This window comes from Neoroseomonas alkaliterrae (assembly GCF_014199195.1).
Lineage (GTDB): Bacteria > Pseudomonadota > Alphaproteobacteria > Acetobacterales > Acetobacteraceae > Neoroseomonas > Neoroseomonas alkaliterrae.
In genome coordinates this window covers 61,198-76,220 of the sequence record NZ_JACIJE010000010.1, presented here as the reverse complement: position 1 = coordinate 76,220, position 15,023 = coordinate 61,198, and the positions used below count along the sequence as shown (strand labels likewise).

General features: G+C 72.4%; 12 protein-coding genes. 4 read left to right on the top strand and 8 right to left on the bottom strand.

The window, feature by feature from the left end:
• Nucleotides 1–128 precede the first annotated feature (128 nt).
• From FHS88_RS16490 to FHS88_RS16480, 3 genes are all read right to left on the bottom strand, one after another.
• Nucleotides 129–884 carry a DUF1194 domain-containing protein gene (locus FHS88_RS16490; RefSeq protein ID WP_246420130.1) on the bottom strand — a complete coding sequence of 252 codons (756 nt, stop codon included), beginning with the start codon at nucleotides 882–884 and terminating at the stop codon, nucleotides 129–131.
• A gap of 225 nt (nucleotides 885–1,109) precedes the next feature.
• On the bottom strand, nucleotides 1,110–1,682 hold the full coding sequence (locus tag FHS88_RS16485; protein WP_184486564.1) for a DUF924 family protein: 573 nt from the start codon (nucleotides 1,680–1,682) through the stop codon (nucleotides 1,110–1,112).
• Nucleotides 1,679–4,588 (bottom strand): FAD-binding and (Fe-S)-binding domain-containing protein, encoded by a 2,910-nt coding sequence (locus FHS88_RS16480; RefSeq protein ID WP_184486563.1) that lies wholly within the window; start codon nucleotides 4,586–4,588, stop codon nucleotides 1,679–1,681. Before FHS88_RS16480 ends, FHS88_RS16485 begins: the two co-directional genes overlap by 4 nt.
• Nucleotides 4,589–4,804: 216 nt before the next feature.
• Between FHS88_RS16480 and FHS88_RS16475 the strand changes: the two genes are divergently transcribed.
• Entirely contained in the window at nucleotides 4,805–5,989 is a 1,185-nt protein-coding gene (locus FHS88_RS16475) for a pyridoxal-phosphate-dependent aminotransferase family protein (protein WP_184486562.1), read from the top strand.
• Between the two features lie 44 nt (nucleotides 5,990–6,033).
• On the opposite strand, the gene FHS88_RS16470 is transcribed toward FHS88_RS16475, so the two are convergent.
• Complete coding sequence (locus FHS88_RS16470) at nucleotides 6,034–8,367, bottom strand: xanthine dehydrogenase family protein molybdopterin-binding subunit (protein ID WP_184486561.1); 2,334 nt, start codon at nucleotides 8,365–8,367, stop codon at nucleotides 6,034–6,036.
• Between the two features lie 122 nt (nucleotides 8,368–8,489).
• Between FHS88_RS16470 and FHS88_RS16465 the strand changes: the two genes are divergently transcribed.
• Nucleotides 8,490–9,398 (top strand): ribokinase, encoded by a 909-nt coding sequence (locus tag FHS88_RS16465; RefSeq protein WP_184486560.1) that lies wholly within the window; start codon nucleotides 8,490–8,492, stop codon nucleotides 9,396–9,398.
• Here FHS88_RS16465 and FHS88_RS20915 read toward each other — a convergent pair.
• From FHS88_RS20915 to FHS88_RS16445, 4 genes are all read right to left on the bottom strand, one after another.
• Complete coding sequence (locus FHS88_RS20915) at nucleotides 9,383–9,859, bottom strand: YMGG-like glycine zipper-containing protein (protein WP_246420117.1); 477 nt, start codon at nucleotides 9,857–9,859, stop codon at nucleotides 9,383–9,385. The genes FHS88_RS16465 and FHS88_RS20915 overlap by 16 nt on opposite strands.
• 65 nt (nucleotides 9,860–9,924) lie before the next feature.
• The gene (locus FHS88_RS16455) at nucleotides 9,925–10,374 is read right to left on the bottom strand and encodes a hypothetical protein (RefSeq protein WP_184486559.1); all 450 of its coding nucleotides are present in this window, start codon (nucleotides 10,372–10,374) and stop codon (nucleotides 9,925–9,927) included.
• A gap of 65 nt (nucleotides 10,375–10,439) precedes the next feature.
• On the bottom strand, nucleotides 10,440–12,179 hold the full coding sequence (locus FHS88_RS21240) for a thiamine pyrophosphate-binding protein (RefSeq protein ID WP_338146621.1): 1,740 nt from the start codon (nucleotides 12,177–12,179) through the stop codon (nucleotides 10,440–10,442).
• Nucleotides 12,176–12,997, bottom strand: coding sequence for a hypothetical protein (locus FHS88_RS16445; RefSeq protein WP_184486558.1), 822 nt, complete (start codon nucleotides 12,995–12,997; stop codon nucleotides 12,176–12,178). Before FHS88_RS16445 ends, FHS88_RS21240 begins: the two co-directional genes overlap by 4 nt.
• A 69-nt stretch (nucleotides 12,998–13,066) precedes the next feature.
• On the opposite strand from FHS88_RS16445, the gene FHS88_RS16440 reads away from it, so the two are divergent.
• Complete coding sequence (locus tag FHS88_RS16440) at nucleotides 13,067–14,038, top strand: thiamine pyrophosphate-dependent dehydrogenase E1 component subunit alpha (protein ID WP_184486557.1); 972 nt, start codon at nucleotides 13,067–13,069, stop codon at nucleotides 14,036–14,038.
• On the top strand, nucleotides 14,035–15,000 hold the full coding sequence (locus FHS88_RS16435) for an alpha-ketoacid dehydrogenase subunit beta (RefSeq protein ID WP_184486556.1): 966 nt from the start codon (nucleotides 14,035–14,037) through the stop codon (nucleotides 14,998–15,000). The genes FHS88_RS16440 and FHS88_RS16435 overlap by 4 nt, the downstream gene beginning before the upstream one ends.
• Nucleotides 15,001–15,023 lie beyond the last annotated feature (23 nt).

Genomic DNA, 15,023 nt, shown 5'->3' with positions numbered 1-15,023 from the left:
CGGGCGATGGTCGGGCCGTGCAGAGCGTTCCTGACGGGCTGGAGGCCGGCCAGCGGCAGCGGCCGCAGCGCCCGGACGCGAGGGGGCGACGCCGCGCGAGCGTGGCATCAACCCCCTGTGGCGCGGCATCAGGCGGTGGCCCGTTCCACGCGGGGGCCGGGGGCGGGCAGGGCGGCGATCTCGCGGATGATCTTGCGGCGCACCGCTTCCGCGAAGGCCTCGTAGCCCTCGGCCACCATCAGGAAGGCCCCCGGCCCGCCAATGACCTCGTCGCGGAAATACGCGTCGATCGGCGGAAGCCCGGCAAGCAGGGCCGCGGGCTGGGGATTGCGGTCGAGCACCGCGAGGCCGTTCAAGGTGACGCCACGGGCGAGCGCCTCGGCCCGCGCATCCGCGACAGGGCGCCCGGAATTGTTCACGCCATCGCCCGAGATGTCCACGACACGGCGCAGCCCTTCGTAGCGCGTGCCGAACTGGCGCATGGCGAAGTCGATCGCGCCGGAGATCGAAGTGTAGAGGTAGGTCTCGCGCGAGGCCCCATCCACGGCGGCGGCGAACCGGGCGCAGGCGTCCGGCCCGTCGAGCTTCGTCCAGGGCACGAGGATGTGCTGGATGTTCCAGTCGGACCAGACGAAGAGCGTGACGGCGATGGTCCCGATCGGCCCCCGCGCGATGCCCCGGGCAAGGCGCGGGTCGCGGAAGGCGGCGGCATAGCCGCGCATCTGCATCTCCATCTCCTCGGCATCCACCGAACGCGAGACATCCACGGCGAGGACGAGCTCGACATCCACCTCCTCCGCGGCGCGAGCGGCACGAGCTGACAGGAGAGCGGGAGAGGCGAGGCCGGTGGCGAGGAGCAGTCGGCGGGAGAGCATACGCGGCATGGCAGGGCCTCCTTTCGCGGGGCCGTGCGCGGCTGCCTGTCCATCCCGGTGCCTTCGTCGCGGAAGGCATTACGGCACAAATAGCGAACAGGATTGTGCATTGCAACAATCCAGGCGCGCGTGGGCGGGATCTTTCAGCCCTGTTGCATCAAAGGCACGCCTGCTCCGGCAGCCCGGTGCCCGAAGGCCGAAAGCCGCCGCGCCGGATGGTCCCTGGCCGTGGCTTCAGAACCCGCCGCCCGCCGCGAGCCACGCCTCCTCCTCCGGCGTGCTCGCCCGCCCCAGGGCCGCGTTGCGGTGCGGGAAGCGGCCGAAGCGCTGGATGACGACGCGATGCCGCCACGCATAGTCGATCGCGCCCCCAGGCCGGGCATGGCGCGGGTCGTCGCGCAGCCCCTCGAACAGCGCGACCGAGAGATCCTGGTCCGCCATCGCCTCGGAATGCTCGAAGGGCAGGTAGAGGAAGGGGCGCTGGATCGAGGTCAGCGCGAGGTCGAAGCGCCGGCGCAGCACGGCCTCGCGTGCGATCTCCCGCATCATCGCATCCGCCGCGAAGGCCTCGGCGCTGCCGCGGTGAAGGTTGCGCGGGAACTGGTCGAGCAGGATGGCGAGCGCCAGCGCACCCAGCGGGCTGTCCGCCCAGCCGGCGAGCGCGCCCTCCCGCGCGGCGGCGACCGTGTCGGAATAGCGCGCGCGGATGGCCTCGTCGAAGGCCGGGTCCTTGCGGAACCAGGCTTCGCGGAAGGTGTCCGGGCCTTCGGAGAACCAGAAGCCGAGGATGTCGTCGGGCGTCGTCATGCGAGGGCCTTCTCCAGCACGCGGACGGAATGCAGCGCCTCGCGCCCGGCGAGGTCGGCGATCTGGTGGCGGCAGGAGGTGCCGTCGGCGACGATGATCGCATCCGGTGCGGCGGCGCGCACCGCCGGCAGCAGGGCGAGGTCGGCCATGGCCTTCGAGACGCCGAGAGTCTCCGCCTGGTAGCCGAAGGCCCCGGCCATGCCGCAGCAGGAGGAGGCAATGGGCGCGACCTTCAGCCCCGGGATGCGCTTCAGCAGCGCGATCGCGGGCGGGAAGGCGCCGAAGGCCTTCTGGTGGCAATGGCCGTGGATATGCGCCTCGGCCTGCAGCGGCTTGAGCGGCAGCGCCGCCTTCTCCTGCTCGAGGAACTCGGCGAGGAGGAAGGCGCGTGCGGCGATCGCGCGCGCGGGCTCGCCCGGCAGCAGGGCGAGGAACTCATCGCGCAGCGTCGTCAGCGAGGAGGGCTCGATGCCGATGACGGGGCTGTTCCAGGCGGAGAGGGTCTCGATGGTGCGGCGCGCCTCGGCGCGGGCCTGCTCGACCAGACCGGCGGCGAGCAGCGTGCGGCCATCGTCGAGTGGCCGCATGCCGCGCGGCGGGCGCGCCACGGCCGGGTCGTAGCCGGCGGCGCGCAGGATTCGGATGGCGGCGCGCAGGTTCTCCGGTTCGAAATAGCGGTTGAAGGCGTCGGGCAGCAGGATGACCTCGCCCTCGCGGCCGTCCGGGGCGCGCAGCTCGGCATCGTGGAAGGCATGCCAGCGGAAGCGCGGAAGGCGGCGCTCCGCGGCAAGGCCCAGAACCCGTTCGGACAGCGCCGCGAGGCCAGGGATGGCATCGCGCGCATTGGCGATCGGCGGCAGCAGCGAGGCCCAGCGCGCCCAGCGCGGCATGGTGGCGATGATGCGCTCCCGCCAGGAGATGCCATGCCGCGATGCGCGCGCGGCCAGCACCTCGACCTTCATCCGCGCCATGTCCACGCCGGTCGGGCATTCGCGCTTGCAGCCCTTGCAGGAGACGCAGAGCGCCATCGCCGCCGCGACCTCGTCCGATGCCAGCGCATCCGGCCCCAGTTGCCGCGTCAGCGCGAGGCGCAGCGTGTTGGCGCGCCCGCGCGTGAGGTGCTGCTCGTCCCGCGTGACGCGGTAGGAGGGGCACATGACATTGGCGTCGAACTTCCGGCAGGTGCCGTTGTTGTTGCACATCTCGACCGCGCCGAGGAAACCGCCGAGCGGGCCGGGATGCTCCGACCAGTCGAGGACCGGCGTGATCGCATCATCCGCCGCATAGCCCGGCGCGTAGCGGAACAGGCTGCGGTCATCCATCCTCGGCGGGCGGACGACCCGCCCCGGGTTGAGCAGCGCGTTCGGGTCGAAGGAATCCTTCACCTCCTCGAAGGCGCGGGTGATGCGGCTGCCGAACATCGGCTCGTTGAACTCGGAGCGCACGATGCCGTCGCCGTGCTCGCCGGAATGGCTGCCCTTGTATTCGCGCACCAGCGCGAAGCATTCCTCCGCGATCGCGCGCATCTTCCGCACATCGGCCTCGTCCTTCATGTTCAGCACGGGCCGCACATGCAGGCAGCCGACGGAGGCATGGGCATACCAGGTGCCCTTGGTGCCGTACCGCTCGAACACCGCGTTCAGGCGCTCGGTGTAGTCGGCGAGGTCGGGCAGCGCGACGGCGCAATCCTCGATGAAGGAGACCGGCTTCCCGTCGCCCTTCATGGACATCATGATGTTCAGGCCGGCCTCGCGGACCTCGGCGATGGCGGCCTGGAAGCCGGCATCGGTGGCGCGCACCACGGCATCCGGGTAGCCGAGATCGGCCATCATCTCGTCCAGCCCGTCGAGAGCACGCAGCAGCGGCGCGTCCTCATGACCGTGGAACTCGACGATCAGCAGGCTGTCCGGTTCGCCCTTCACCATGCGGTCGATGGTGGCGCGGTAGATCGGGATGGAGCGGCCGAGGTCGATCATCGTCCGGTCCACCAGCTCCACCGCCTCGGGGTCGAGCGTAACGAGGTGCTGGGCGGCCGCCATGGCCGCGCGGAAGGTCGGGAACTGGCAGATCCCGAGCATCTTGCGCGGCTTGATCGGCCAGAGTTTGAGGTCGAGAGCGGCGGAGAAGGCGAGCGTGCCCTCGCTGCCGACCAGCAGGCGGGCGAGGTTGCCGCGTCCTTCCGCGCGCGCCGCCGGCGTCAGGCACTCGATGTTGTAGCCGCCGACGCGCCGCAACTGGTTCGGGAAGCGGGCGGCGATCTCCTCGGCCTCCCTCGCGCCGAGCGCGCGCAGGCGCTGGATGAGGTCGGCCATCGGCGCCGGCACATCCGCGCCGAGATTGTCCGGCAGGTCGGCGAAGGTGAAGCGCGACCCGTCCGCGAGCAGCGCGTCGATCGCCGTCACGTTGTCCGCCATCAGCCCGTAGCGGATGGATTTCGACCCGCAGGAATTGTTGCCCGCCATCCCGCCGATGGTGCAGCGCTGCCAGGTGGAGGGGTCCACCGGGAAGAACAGCCCGTGCTTCTTCAGCGCATCGTTCAGCGCGCCGAGCGTGATGCCCGGCTGCACGCGCGCGCGCGCGGCCGCCGTATCCACCTCGATGACTGCGCGCAGGTACTTCGTGCAGTCGAGAACCAGCGCGCGGTTGACCGTCTGCCCGCATTGCGAGGTGCCGCCGCCGCGCGGCAGCACGGGGATGCCCTCCTCTCGGCAGATCGCCATTGCGGCCTGCACGTCCTCGATGCTGCGCGGCACCAGGACGCCGTAGGGTTCGATCTGGTAGATCGAGGCATCGGTGGCGTAGCGGCCGCGGTCGGCGGCGGAGAACAGCACCTCTGCCTGCGTCTCGCGGCGCAGGCGGGCGGCGAGGCGGCTGTCGCCGATGCTGGGGCGGGTCGTGACGTTCATGCGGCGCTCTTCCAGTGGTCGCGGCGGCGGATCTGATGCCTCCCGCGGCGGAACGGCCGGACCCTAGCCCGTCGCCGCGCCGCTGTCCGATCCATAATGCTCATCGGCATGAGAAGCGGCGCTCATGATCGCGCCGGCTCATGGGGGGCACGCGCCGAACTCATTGGCGTGGGGTGCTGCTTGGGTGCAGAAAGCGCCCGAGCAAGGAGAGCGTCCATGGCCTATTTCCAGTCCAAGCCCGTCGCGGGCCGCCATTTCCTCCAGATCCCGGGCCCGACCAACGTGCCCGACCGTGTGCTGCGCGCGATGGACAACCCGACCATGGACCATCGCGGGCCGGATTTCGGCCTGTTCGGCAAGGCGCTGCTCGAGAAGATCCGCCACGTCTTCAAGACGACCTCGCATGTGGTCATCTACCCCGCGAGCGGCACCGGCGCGTGGGAAGCGGCGCTGACCAACACGCTTTCGCCGGGCGACCGGGTGCTGATGTGCGAGACGGGCTGGTTCGCCCATCTCTGGCACGAGATGGCCGGCCGGTTGGGCATTGTCGCGGATTTCGTCAAGACCGACTGGCGCCGCGGCGCCGACGTCGCGCAGATCGAGCAGCGCCTGCGCGAGGACAAGGCGCATGCGATCAAGGCGGTCTGCGTCGTGCACAACGAGACCAGCACGGGCTGCACCTCCCGCATCGACGAGGTGCGCCGCGCCATGGACGCGGCCGGCCATCCGGCGCTGCTGCTGGTGGACACGATCTCCTCGCTGGGCTCCATCGACTACCGCCACGACGAATGGGGCGTGGACGTGACGGTGGCGGGCTCGCAGAAGGGCCTGATGCTGCCGCCGGGCCTCTCCTTCAACGCGGTCAGCGCCAAGGCGCTGAAGGCGAGCGAGACGGCCCGCCTGCCGCGCTCCTTCTGGGACTGGAAGCCGATGCTCGCGGCCAACGCCACCGGCTACTTCCCCTACACGCCGGCGACGAACCTTCTCTACGGCCTCGACGCCGCAGTGGACATGCTGCTGGAGGAAGGCCTCGACAACGTCTTCGCCCGCCACGACCGCCACGCGGAGGCGACGCGCCGCGCCGTCCGCCACTGGGGATTCGAGATCCAGTGCGCCGAACCGCGGCACTATTCCTCCAGCCTGACCGCCGTGCGGCTGCCGGAAGGCCACAGCGCGAACGCGCTGCGCGCGACCATCCTCGAGCGGCACAACATGTCGCTCGGCAACGGCCTCGGCCAGTTGAACGACCGGGTATTCCGCATCGGCCATCTCGGCGATTTCGGCGACCTGCAGCTCATCGGCACGCTCGGCGGCGTGGAGATGGGGCTGCGCGCGGCCGGCGTGCCGCACCAGCCGGGCGGGGTGCAGGCCGCGATGGACTACCTCTCCGGCAACGCCTGACAAGGCTCGCGTGAGAGGGGAGAGGCGCGCCTCTCCCCGTCGCCTCATGCGCCGTGGATCGCGGCCCAGATGCGTTCCGGGGTCGCGGGCATGTCGATGTGCTTCCCGCCCAGCGCATCGGAAATCGCGTTCATCACCGCCGGCAGCGAGCCCGCGCAGCCCGCCTCGCCGCATCCCTTCGCGCCGAGCGGGTTCGTCTTGCACGGATCGGGCAGGCTCTCGAAGCCGAAGAACGGCACGTCGTCGGCGCGCGGCAGGCCGTAATCCATGAAGGAACCGGTCAGGGGCTGCCCGTCCTCGGTGTAGGCCACGCGCTCGTGCAGCGCCTGGCCGATGCCCTGGACGATCCCGCCATGCGCCTGGCCCTCGACCAGCAGCGGGTTCACGATCACGCCGAAGTCGTTGACCGAGGTGTAGCGGTCGATGCGGACATGCCCGGTCTCCGGATCGATCTCCACCTCGCAGATGTGGCAGCCATTGGGGAAGGCCATCGGCGCCTGGTCGAGGACGGTGCGGCTGTCGAGCGCGTTCGGTACGTCCTGGGGCAGGGGGCCGATCTCCCGCAGGCGCGCGGCCAGTTCCATGATGCCGATGCCGCGGTCGGTTCCGGCGATGGTGAAGCGGCCGTCGGCGAACTCGATGTCCTCGGTCGCGGCCTCCAGGATGTAGCCCGCCGCGCGGCGGCCCTTCTCGATCACGATGTCGGCGGCCTGCAGGATGGCCGAGCCCGAGGCCATCAGCGACTTCGACCCGCCCGTGCCGCCGCCGGCGATCAGCCGGTCGGAATCCCCCTGCACGAGGCGGATGCGCTCGAAGGGCACGCCGAGGCGCGCGTGCAGCACCTGCGCGAAGGGCGTCCAATGGCCCTGGCCGTAATCGAGCGTGCCGGTGACGATGGTGACGCTGCCATCCTCCCCGAAGACGATCTCGCCCTGCTCCTTCAACGGCGGCGCGGTGCATTCGAGGAAGTTGCCGAGGCCGCGCCCGCGCAGCATCCCCCGCGCCGCGCTCTCGGCCTTGCGCGCGGGGAAGCCGTCCCAGTCCGCGGCGGCGAGCGCGCGGTCGAGCACGGCGGTGAAATGGCCGGAATCGTAGATGGAGCCGGATGCGGCGCGGAACGGGAACTGCTCCGGCCGGATGTGGTTCAGCCTGCGCAGCGCGATCGGGTCCTTGCCCATCTCGCGCGCGGCGGTCTCGATCAGGCGCTCCATGAAGTAGTTCGCCTCCGGCCGGCCGGCGCCGCGATAGGCGGAGATGGGCGTGGTGTTGGTGACGACGTTCTTCGTCTCGACCAGCAGGAGCGGCGTCGCGTAGTTGGACTGGATGTTCTTGGTGAAGTTGCCGGTCCCCATGTTGTTGCCGACGGTCGAGAGATAGGCGCCCATATTGCCGTAGGAGACGAGCTTCACCGCGAGGAACCGCCCCTCGGCGTCGATCGCGAGCGAGGCCTCCGTCTCGTGGTCGCGCCCGTGGCAGTCGGAGAGGAAGGAGCCCGTCCGCTCGTCGGTCCATTTCACCGGGCGTCCGAGCAGCTTGGCCGCGTGCAGGATGCAGGCGTATTCCGGATAGGCGCTGGCCTTCATGCCGAAGGAACCGCCGACATTGCCGGTGAGGATCCTGACCTTCTCCGGCGAAACCTTCAGGATGTCGCGCGCGAGCTGGTTGCGCAGGCCGAACACGCCCTGGCAGCCGAGGCGCAGCACGTAGCGCCCCTCCTCCGCCTCGAAGCTGCCGATCGCGCTGCGCGGCTCCATCGCGCAGACGACGATGCGGTTGCTGCGGATGCGCAGCGTGGTGACATGCGCGGCCTTCGCGAAGGCCTCGGCCACCTTCTCGGCGTCGCCATGGCGGAAATCGAGCACGACATTGCCCGGCACATGGTCGTAGAGCTGCGGGGCGCCGGGGGCTGCGGCGGCGGAGGCCTCCGTCACCGCCTCCAGCGGCTCGATGTCGAGTTCCACCGCCTCGGCAGCGTCCCGGGCCTGGGCCTTGGTCTCGGCGACGACGAAGGCGACCGGATCGCCGACGAAGCGCACCTTGTCGGCGGCGAGCGGCCCGCGCTCGATGTTGATCAGGGGGCTGCCGTCCTTGCTCGTGAACGGCAGCAGGCAGCGCATCGGGCCGTATTCCGCCATGTCCGCGGCGGTGAAGACGCCGAGCACGCCGGGCATCGCGCGCGCCGCCTCCGTGCCGATGCCGCGGATGATGCCATGCGCGTAGGGGCTGCGGACCATCACGCACCAGACCTGCCCTTCGAGCGCGATATCGTCCGTGTAGCGGCCACGCCCGGTGAGCAGGAGCGGATCCTCCTGGCGCGGCACGGGCTGGCCGATCCCGTATTTCAGCAGGGACGGGTCGGGCATGGCGGTGTCGGGCATCGGGACCTCTGGCTTCGCTGCGGTTCGCACAGAGGGTAGGAGCGTCTTGTTGCAATGCAACAGGGCGCGCTTGACCCGCCGCGCGCGCCAGCCCAGCGTGCCGCGCCGGTGCGGGAGGCAGCATGGGCAGGCTCGTCGTCGTCGGCTCCTACAACCGGGACACGGTGCTGCGCGTCCCGCGCTTCCCACGCCCGGGCGAGACGCTCGCGGCGATCGGGCTCGCGCGCTTCCACGGCGGCAAGGGCAGCAACCAGGCGGTCGCGGCGGCGCGCAGCGGGGCGCAGGTCGCCATTCGCGCCGCAATCGGCACGGACGATGCAGGCGCGGAGGCGCTCGCGCTATGGCGCGCGGAGGGGGTGGACGCCGCCGCCGTGGAGCGCATCGCCGGCGTGCCGACCGGCGAAGCAGTGATTCTGGTGGATGATGCGGGCGAGAACCAGATCGTCATCCTGGGCGGGGCAAATGACGCGCTTCCCGCCCAGGCCGATATCCCGGCGATCGCCGCCGCCGCCCTGGTCCTGGCGCAGCTCGAGACGCCGATCGAGGCGACGCTCGCGGCCTTCCGCACCGCCCGTCGCTCCGGTGCGGCGACGCTGCTGAATGCGGCCCCCGCGCGGCCGCTGCCGGAGGAGGCGCTCGCGCTCACCGACATCCTGATCGTCAATGAGACCGAGGCGGCGCTGCTGCTGGGCCGCGCTGGCGAGGCCGAGGTTCTGGCGCGCGCCCTCTCGCCGCGCCATGCGCGGGGCGTGGTGCTGACGGCAGGCGCGGCGGGCGCGTTCTGGGCGCGCGGGGACGAGGTGCTCCACGTGCCGGCGCCGCCGACCGAGGTGGTGGACAGCACCGGCGCCGGCGATGCCTTCATCGGCGCCTTCGCCGCCGCCCTCGCCGAGGGGCTTGCCGGACGCGAAGCCTTGCGCCGCGGCGTCGTGGCGGGCTCGCTCGCCTGCCGCCGGGCGGGTGCCGTGCCGTCGCTGCCGCGGCGGGAGGCGATCGAGGCGCTCCTCGCGGCGGGCTACCAGGAGGGGTAGTAGCCCTGGGGCCCGGGCGGGGCGTAGCCGGGCTCGGGCTGCCAGTAGGAGCCGGGCGGCGGCCGGTAGGGGTCCGGGGCCTGGTAGTAGCCGGGCTGCCCGCCATAGGGCGGGTAATAGGCGCGGGCCGTGGGCGGCTGGCCATAGGGCGCGGCCGCATAGCCGGGCGGCGGGGCGCCGTAGCCCTGGTAGGGCGGCGGCTGGTAGGCGGCATAACCACCCTGGTAGGGCGCCTGCGGCGTGGTCGCCGCGCCGAGCGCCGCGCCGCCCAGGCCGCCGGCGACGGCGCCCACCGCCGCGCCGCGATGCCCGCCGGCGAGGCCGCCGAGCAGCGCCCCCGTGCCCGCGCCGATCAGGCCGCCGCCGACGGCGCGCTGCGTGGGATCATAGGGATTGGTGCAGGCCGCGAGGGCGAAGGCGAGCACGCCTGCCGCCATCATCCGGGTCGTGGGTCTGGCCATGGTCGTCGGGCTCCGATTCGTGAGGCAGCCTGGCGCGGCAAAGCGGCGCTGCTGTGGCGATGCGCTCAGCGCCCCTGCCGGCCATAGGCCGGGGCCTGGGGCAGCGCCGCCGAGGGCGGCCGACCGATATAGGTGCCCATGGGCTGCGGCGCTTCGTAGCGCGTGTCCCGCGGCGGCGGCTCGGGCAGAGGGCGCCAGGGTGGCGAATGGCCGACCGGCGGCGCATGGCCCGGCCATGGTTCCCATCGCGGCGGGCCGACCGGCACCCAGCCGTGGAAGATCGTGGTGCCGGTGGCGGGCGGCGGAGGGGCGACCCCGGGCGCGTGAGGGGCCGGCCGCGGCGGCGCGGGCGCGGGGCTGGGTTCGCCGTAGAGCACCCGCGGCTCCGCCGGTGCCTGATCCCCGTAGATGACGCGCGGCAGGCGGGACTCGGGGGCCTGCGCGGCAGCACCGGCCGGCAGCGCGGCAAGCGCGGCGAGCGCGAGGAGCACGACGGGGCGGGGGGATGGCTCCATGCTGCGTGGATCCTACCGCGAATGCCGCCCCTCCGCAGCACGCGCTTGCGTGAAGGCGAGCGCCGTCAGACCGGCCGGTCGCCCTTCTCCACGCGCAGGGTGCGGTTGTCCACGCCGGGCAGCATCCGCGCCGGGTCGCGCGTGACGATGACGTCGAGGACCGTGGGGCAGTCCGCATGCGCGAGGCCCTCGCGGATGGCGCCAGCCAGCGCGTCCGGGCTCTCCACCCGGATGCCGCGGCAGCCGAAGGCGCGCGCGGCCGCCGCGTAGTCCGTCTCCGCAAGGTCGGAGGACTGGTAGTTGCCCGGCCCGTAGACCGCGTGCTGCAGCGCCTTCACATAGCCCGACGCGCCGTTGTTGAAGACGCAGAGCACGTAATTGGCGCCGACGCGGCGGGCCGTCTCGATCTCGCCGATGGTCATGTTGAAGCCGCCATCGCCGGTCAGGCCGACGACGCGGCGCTTCGGCCCGGCGGCCATCTGCGCGCCCATGGCACCCGGCGCGCCGTAGCCGATGGAGGCGAAGCCGCGATCGGCGATGAAGTGCCGCCCGGCCTTCTTGGTGTCGAACAGCAGCCCGCCCCAGTGGCCGGCGAAGCCGCCATCGGCGACGAGGATGTCCTCCTCGCCCATCGCCTGGTTGAGTTCGTGGATCAGACGGCCGACATTGATCGGCGTCTCGTTCGAATGCAGGCGGTCGGCGGCGCCGGCGAGCCAGGCCGCCATGCGCGGGGCGGCGGCGGCGGCGAACTCCGCACGGCCTTCTGGCAGCGGACCCGCCGGCAGGGCGGCGAGAAGGTCCTCCAGCGCGAGGCGTGCATCGGCGGCGAGCGCGATATCGGCCCGCGTGGTGCGGCCGATCTCCTCCGACACGATCTCGATGTGGATCAGCGGCACGCCGGCGGGCATGAGGGAGAAGCGTTTGGTCGCGATCTCCCCGAGCTTGCAGCCGACGACGATGAGCAGGTCGGCCTCGGCGATGAAGTCGTTGGCGATGCGCGAATACCGCCCGAACACGCCGAGCGAGAGTGGATGCGTGCAGGCGATCGCGCCCTTGCCCGACATGGTGTGCGCGACCGGGATCCTCTGGCTTTCGGCCAGCGCGATCAGCGCGTCATGCGCGCCGCTGACATGGATGCCGCCGCCCACCAGCAGCAGCGGGCGCCTAGCCTTGGCGAGCAGCGCGGCGGCGCGTTCCAGTTCACGCCCGTCAGGCCGCGTGCGGCGCGCCTGCGCGGCCAGCGTGCCGGGATCGGCCCAGATCTCGTCGGCGGAGAAGGTGTGCTCGCCGTGGCAGACGTCCTCCGGCACGTCGAGCACCACCGGGCCGGGGCGGCCGGAGGTGGCGACGGCGAAGGCGCGGCGGACGAATTCCGGGATGCGCTTCGTGCTCTCGACGCGGATGAGTTCCTTGCAGGCGGGGCGGAGGATCTCCACCTGCCGCGCCTCCTGCGTCATGTTCTTCCAGGCGTGGTCGCGGTTGGCATCGCCGGTGATGGCGACGAGCGGAATGCCGGCGTTGAGCGATTCCACCAGCCCGGTGACGAGGTTCGTCGCCCCCGGCCCGAGCGTCGCGTCCACCACGCCCGGACGGTTCGTCACCCGCGCCCAGGCATCGGCGGCGAAGGTGCCGCAGCGTTCGTCGTTGATCAGGTAGTGCTTCAGGCCAAGCGCGCGCACCGCCTCGTAGAAGGGCAGCAACTGGAAGCCGCCCATGCCGAACATCGGCCCGACCTGATGGGCCTCGAGCATGCGCGCCAGCGCCTCGCCGCCGGTGATGGTGAGGGTCGCGTTGGATTGGCTCACGCGCGGTGGTCCTTCTCGATCGCTTCGGCCAGCAGGGTGATCGCCTCGCGCACCGTCCCGCCGGGCCTGAGGCCGAGCGCGGCGGCGCGCGCATTGACGGCGGAGACGATGCCGGTGGCGACCGCGGAGCGGCCGTCCCCGATCCGCGCCGTCCAGGCGGAATATGTGGCCGCCGCGATGCCGCGGGCATCGAGCGCGGGAAGGCGCGTGTAGCCCGCGCCGTCCACGCCGCCATCGGCATCGTTGTAGAGTGCCGCGAACACCGCGGCGCGCGCCGCGCTCTCGGGCCGGCCGCCGAGCAGCGCGCCATGGCTGCCGGTGACGACGATGGTCCCGTCGTCGTCGGGCGTCATCAGCGAGTTGGAATCCATGGCCGAGGCGCGGGCGCGTCCCGGGACTTCCAGCGGAAAGCGCGATTCCACGCTGTCCGGCGCCTCGGCGGCGGGAACGGCGGAAGCGGCGAGGCGTCGCGCGGCCTCCCGGCACCACATGCCGGGCTCGATGCCGAGGGCGGCGGCGGCGGCGTTCGCGTGGCTGACGATGCCGCGCCCGAGCATGTCGAAACCATCCCCGATCCGCGCGCTGCGATGGGAGCAGCAGGCGGCCGGGATGCCGAGCGGCTGGAGGTAGCCGAGCCCCGCGATGCCCGCGCCTTCGAGTCCGATTCCCGCATCGTTCAGCAGCACGCCCGCCACGCGCGCCTTGGCCGCGAGATAGGCGGCGTAGATGCCGCCATGGGAGCCGCCGACGATGACGCGCCCTTGCGCCTCCGGCCCCAGCCGGGTGACGCTGTCCACCACGATGAGCCGGTCCAGCATGGCCGCGTTCCCTCTCCCGTGGCGGGAGTAGAGCGCGCCTGCGGGGCTGGCAACAGGGGAAGGAACGGCATGTCGAACGAGACGGCGCGGCGGATGGCGATGCTGCGCGACATGGCGCGCATCCGCGCCTTCGAGCGCGAGGCGGTGGCCGCCATGCGATCCGGCGAGGCGCCGGGTGTGGTGCACCCCTCCATCGGGCAGGAGGCGGTGGCGGTGGGCGTCTGCGGCAATCTCCGCCGCGCGGACCGCATCACCAGCACCCATCGCGGCCACGGGCACGCCATCGCCAAGGGCGCCGATGCGCGGGCGATGATGCTCGAACTGCACGGCCGCGCGGGCGGCTCCTGCGGCGGCAAGGGGGGCTCGATGCACATCGCCGATTTCGCGGTGGGCATGCTGGGCGCCAATGGCGTGGTGGGCGCGGGCATCCCGATCGCCTGCGGCGCCGCCCAGGCCATCAGGCTGAGGAAGGAGGAGGCGATCGTCGCCTGCTTCTTCGGCGACGGCGCGGTGAACCGCGGCCCGTTCCTCGAAGGCATGAACTGGGCGGCGCTGTACCGCCTGCCGGTGCTCTTCGTCTGCGAGGACAACGGCTTCGCCGCCTTCACCCGCAACAGCGCGGTGACGGCGGGCGCCGGCCCGGCCGCGCGCGCCGAGGCCTGCGGGGTGCCCGCGAGCGCGGTGGACGGCGAGGACGTGCTGGCGGTGGACGCGGTGGCGGCCGAGCTCGTGGCGCGGATCCGCGCCGGTCAGGGGCCGCAGTTCCTGCACGCGCGGTGCTATCGCTGGGAGGGGCACACCGGCACCGATGCCGCGGCCTACCGCCCGGCGGAGGAGGCCGCCGCCGCGCGCGGGCGCGACTGCATCCGGCGCCTGGCCGCGCTGCTGGAGCAGGCGGGCGTCGCGCCGGGCGAGATCGCGGTGGTGGAGGCCGAGGCCGCGGCGGAGATGGCGGCCCATCGCGCCGCCGCGCTTGCCGCGCCCTGGCCGCCACCCGAGGCCGCCTTCAGCGATGTCCAGGATACGGGGGCGCCGGCATGACGCGCATGACCTTCGCCGAGGCGACGCGGCGCGCGCTGGCCGAGGAGATGCGCCGCGACCCGCTGGTCTGGGCGCTGGGCGAGGACCTCGTGCAGGGCGGCATCTTCGGCCAGTACAAGGGCCTGGCCGAGGAGTTCGGCCCGGAGCGCATCGTCTCCACCCCGATCAGCGAGAGCACGATCATGGGCGCGGGGCTCGGCGCCGCGCTCTGCGGCACGCGGCCCGTGATCGAGATGCGCATCGCCGACTTCACCCTCTGTGCCATGGACGAGCTGGTCAGCCAGATCGCGAAGGTGCGCTACATGTTCGGCGGGCAGGGGCGCGCGGCGCTGGTGGTGCGGATGCCGCAGGGGATGTGGCGCAACTCGGCCGCCCAGCACAGCCAGTGCCTGGAGGCGTGGCTGACGCACATCCCGGGCCTCGTCGTCGCCGCGCCCGGCACGCCGGCCGATGCGGCGGGGCTGCTCAAGGCGGCGATCCGGTCGGACGACCCCGTGGTGCTGATGGAGCCAAAGAACCTCTGGACCGCGGAAGGCGAGGTGCCGGAGGAGGTCGCGCCGATCCCCTTCGGCGTGGCGCGCCGGGCGGCGGAGGGCGATGCGGTGACGGTCGTGACCTGGTCGGCGATGGTGCCGGTGGTCGAGCAGGGCGCGCGCGAGAGCGGGATAGGCTGCGACGTGTTCGACCTGCGCAGCCTCTGGCCCTGGGACGAGGCGGCTGTGCTGGCCTCGGTGCGGCGCACCGGGAGGCTGCTGGTGGTGCATGAGGCGGTGACGGTCTCGGGCTTCGGCGCGGAGGTCGTGGCGCGCGTGCTGGAGGCGGTCGGGCCTTCGGGCCTGCGCGCGGCCGAGCGCCTCGGCGCACCGCGCGCGCCGGTGCCGTTCAGCCCGCCGCTCGAGGAGGCGATCCGCATCACGCCCGCGCGCGTGGCCGAGGCGATCCGGCGCATCGCCGCGACCTGAGGGCAGGCGCGCGCTCTCCGGGC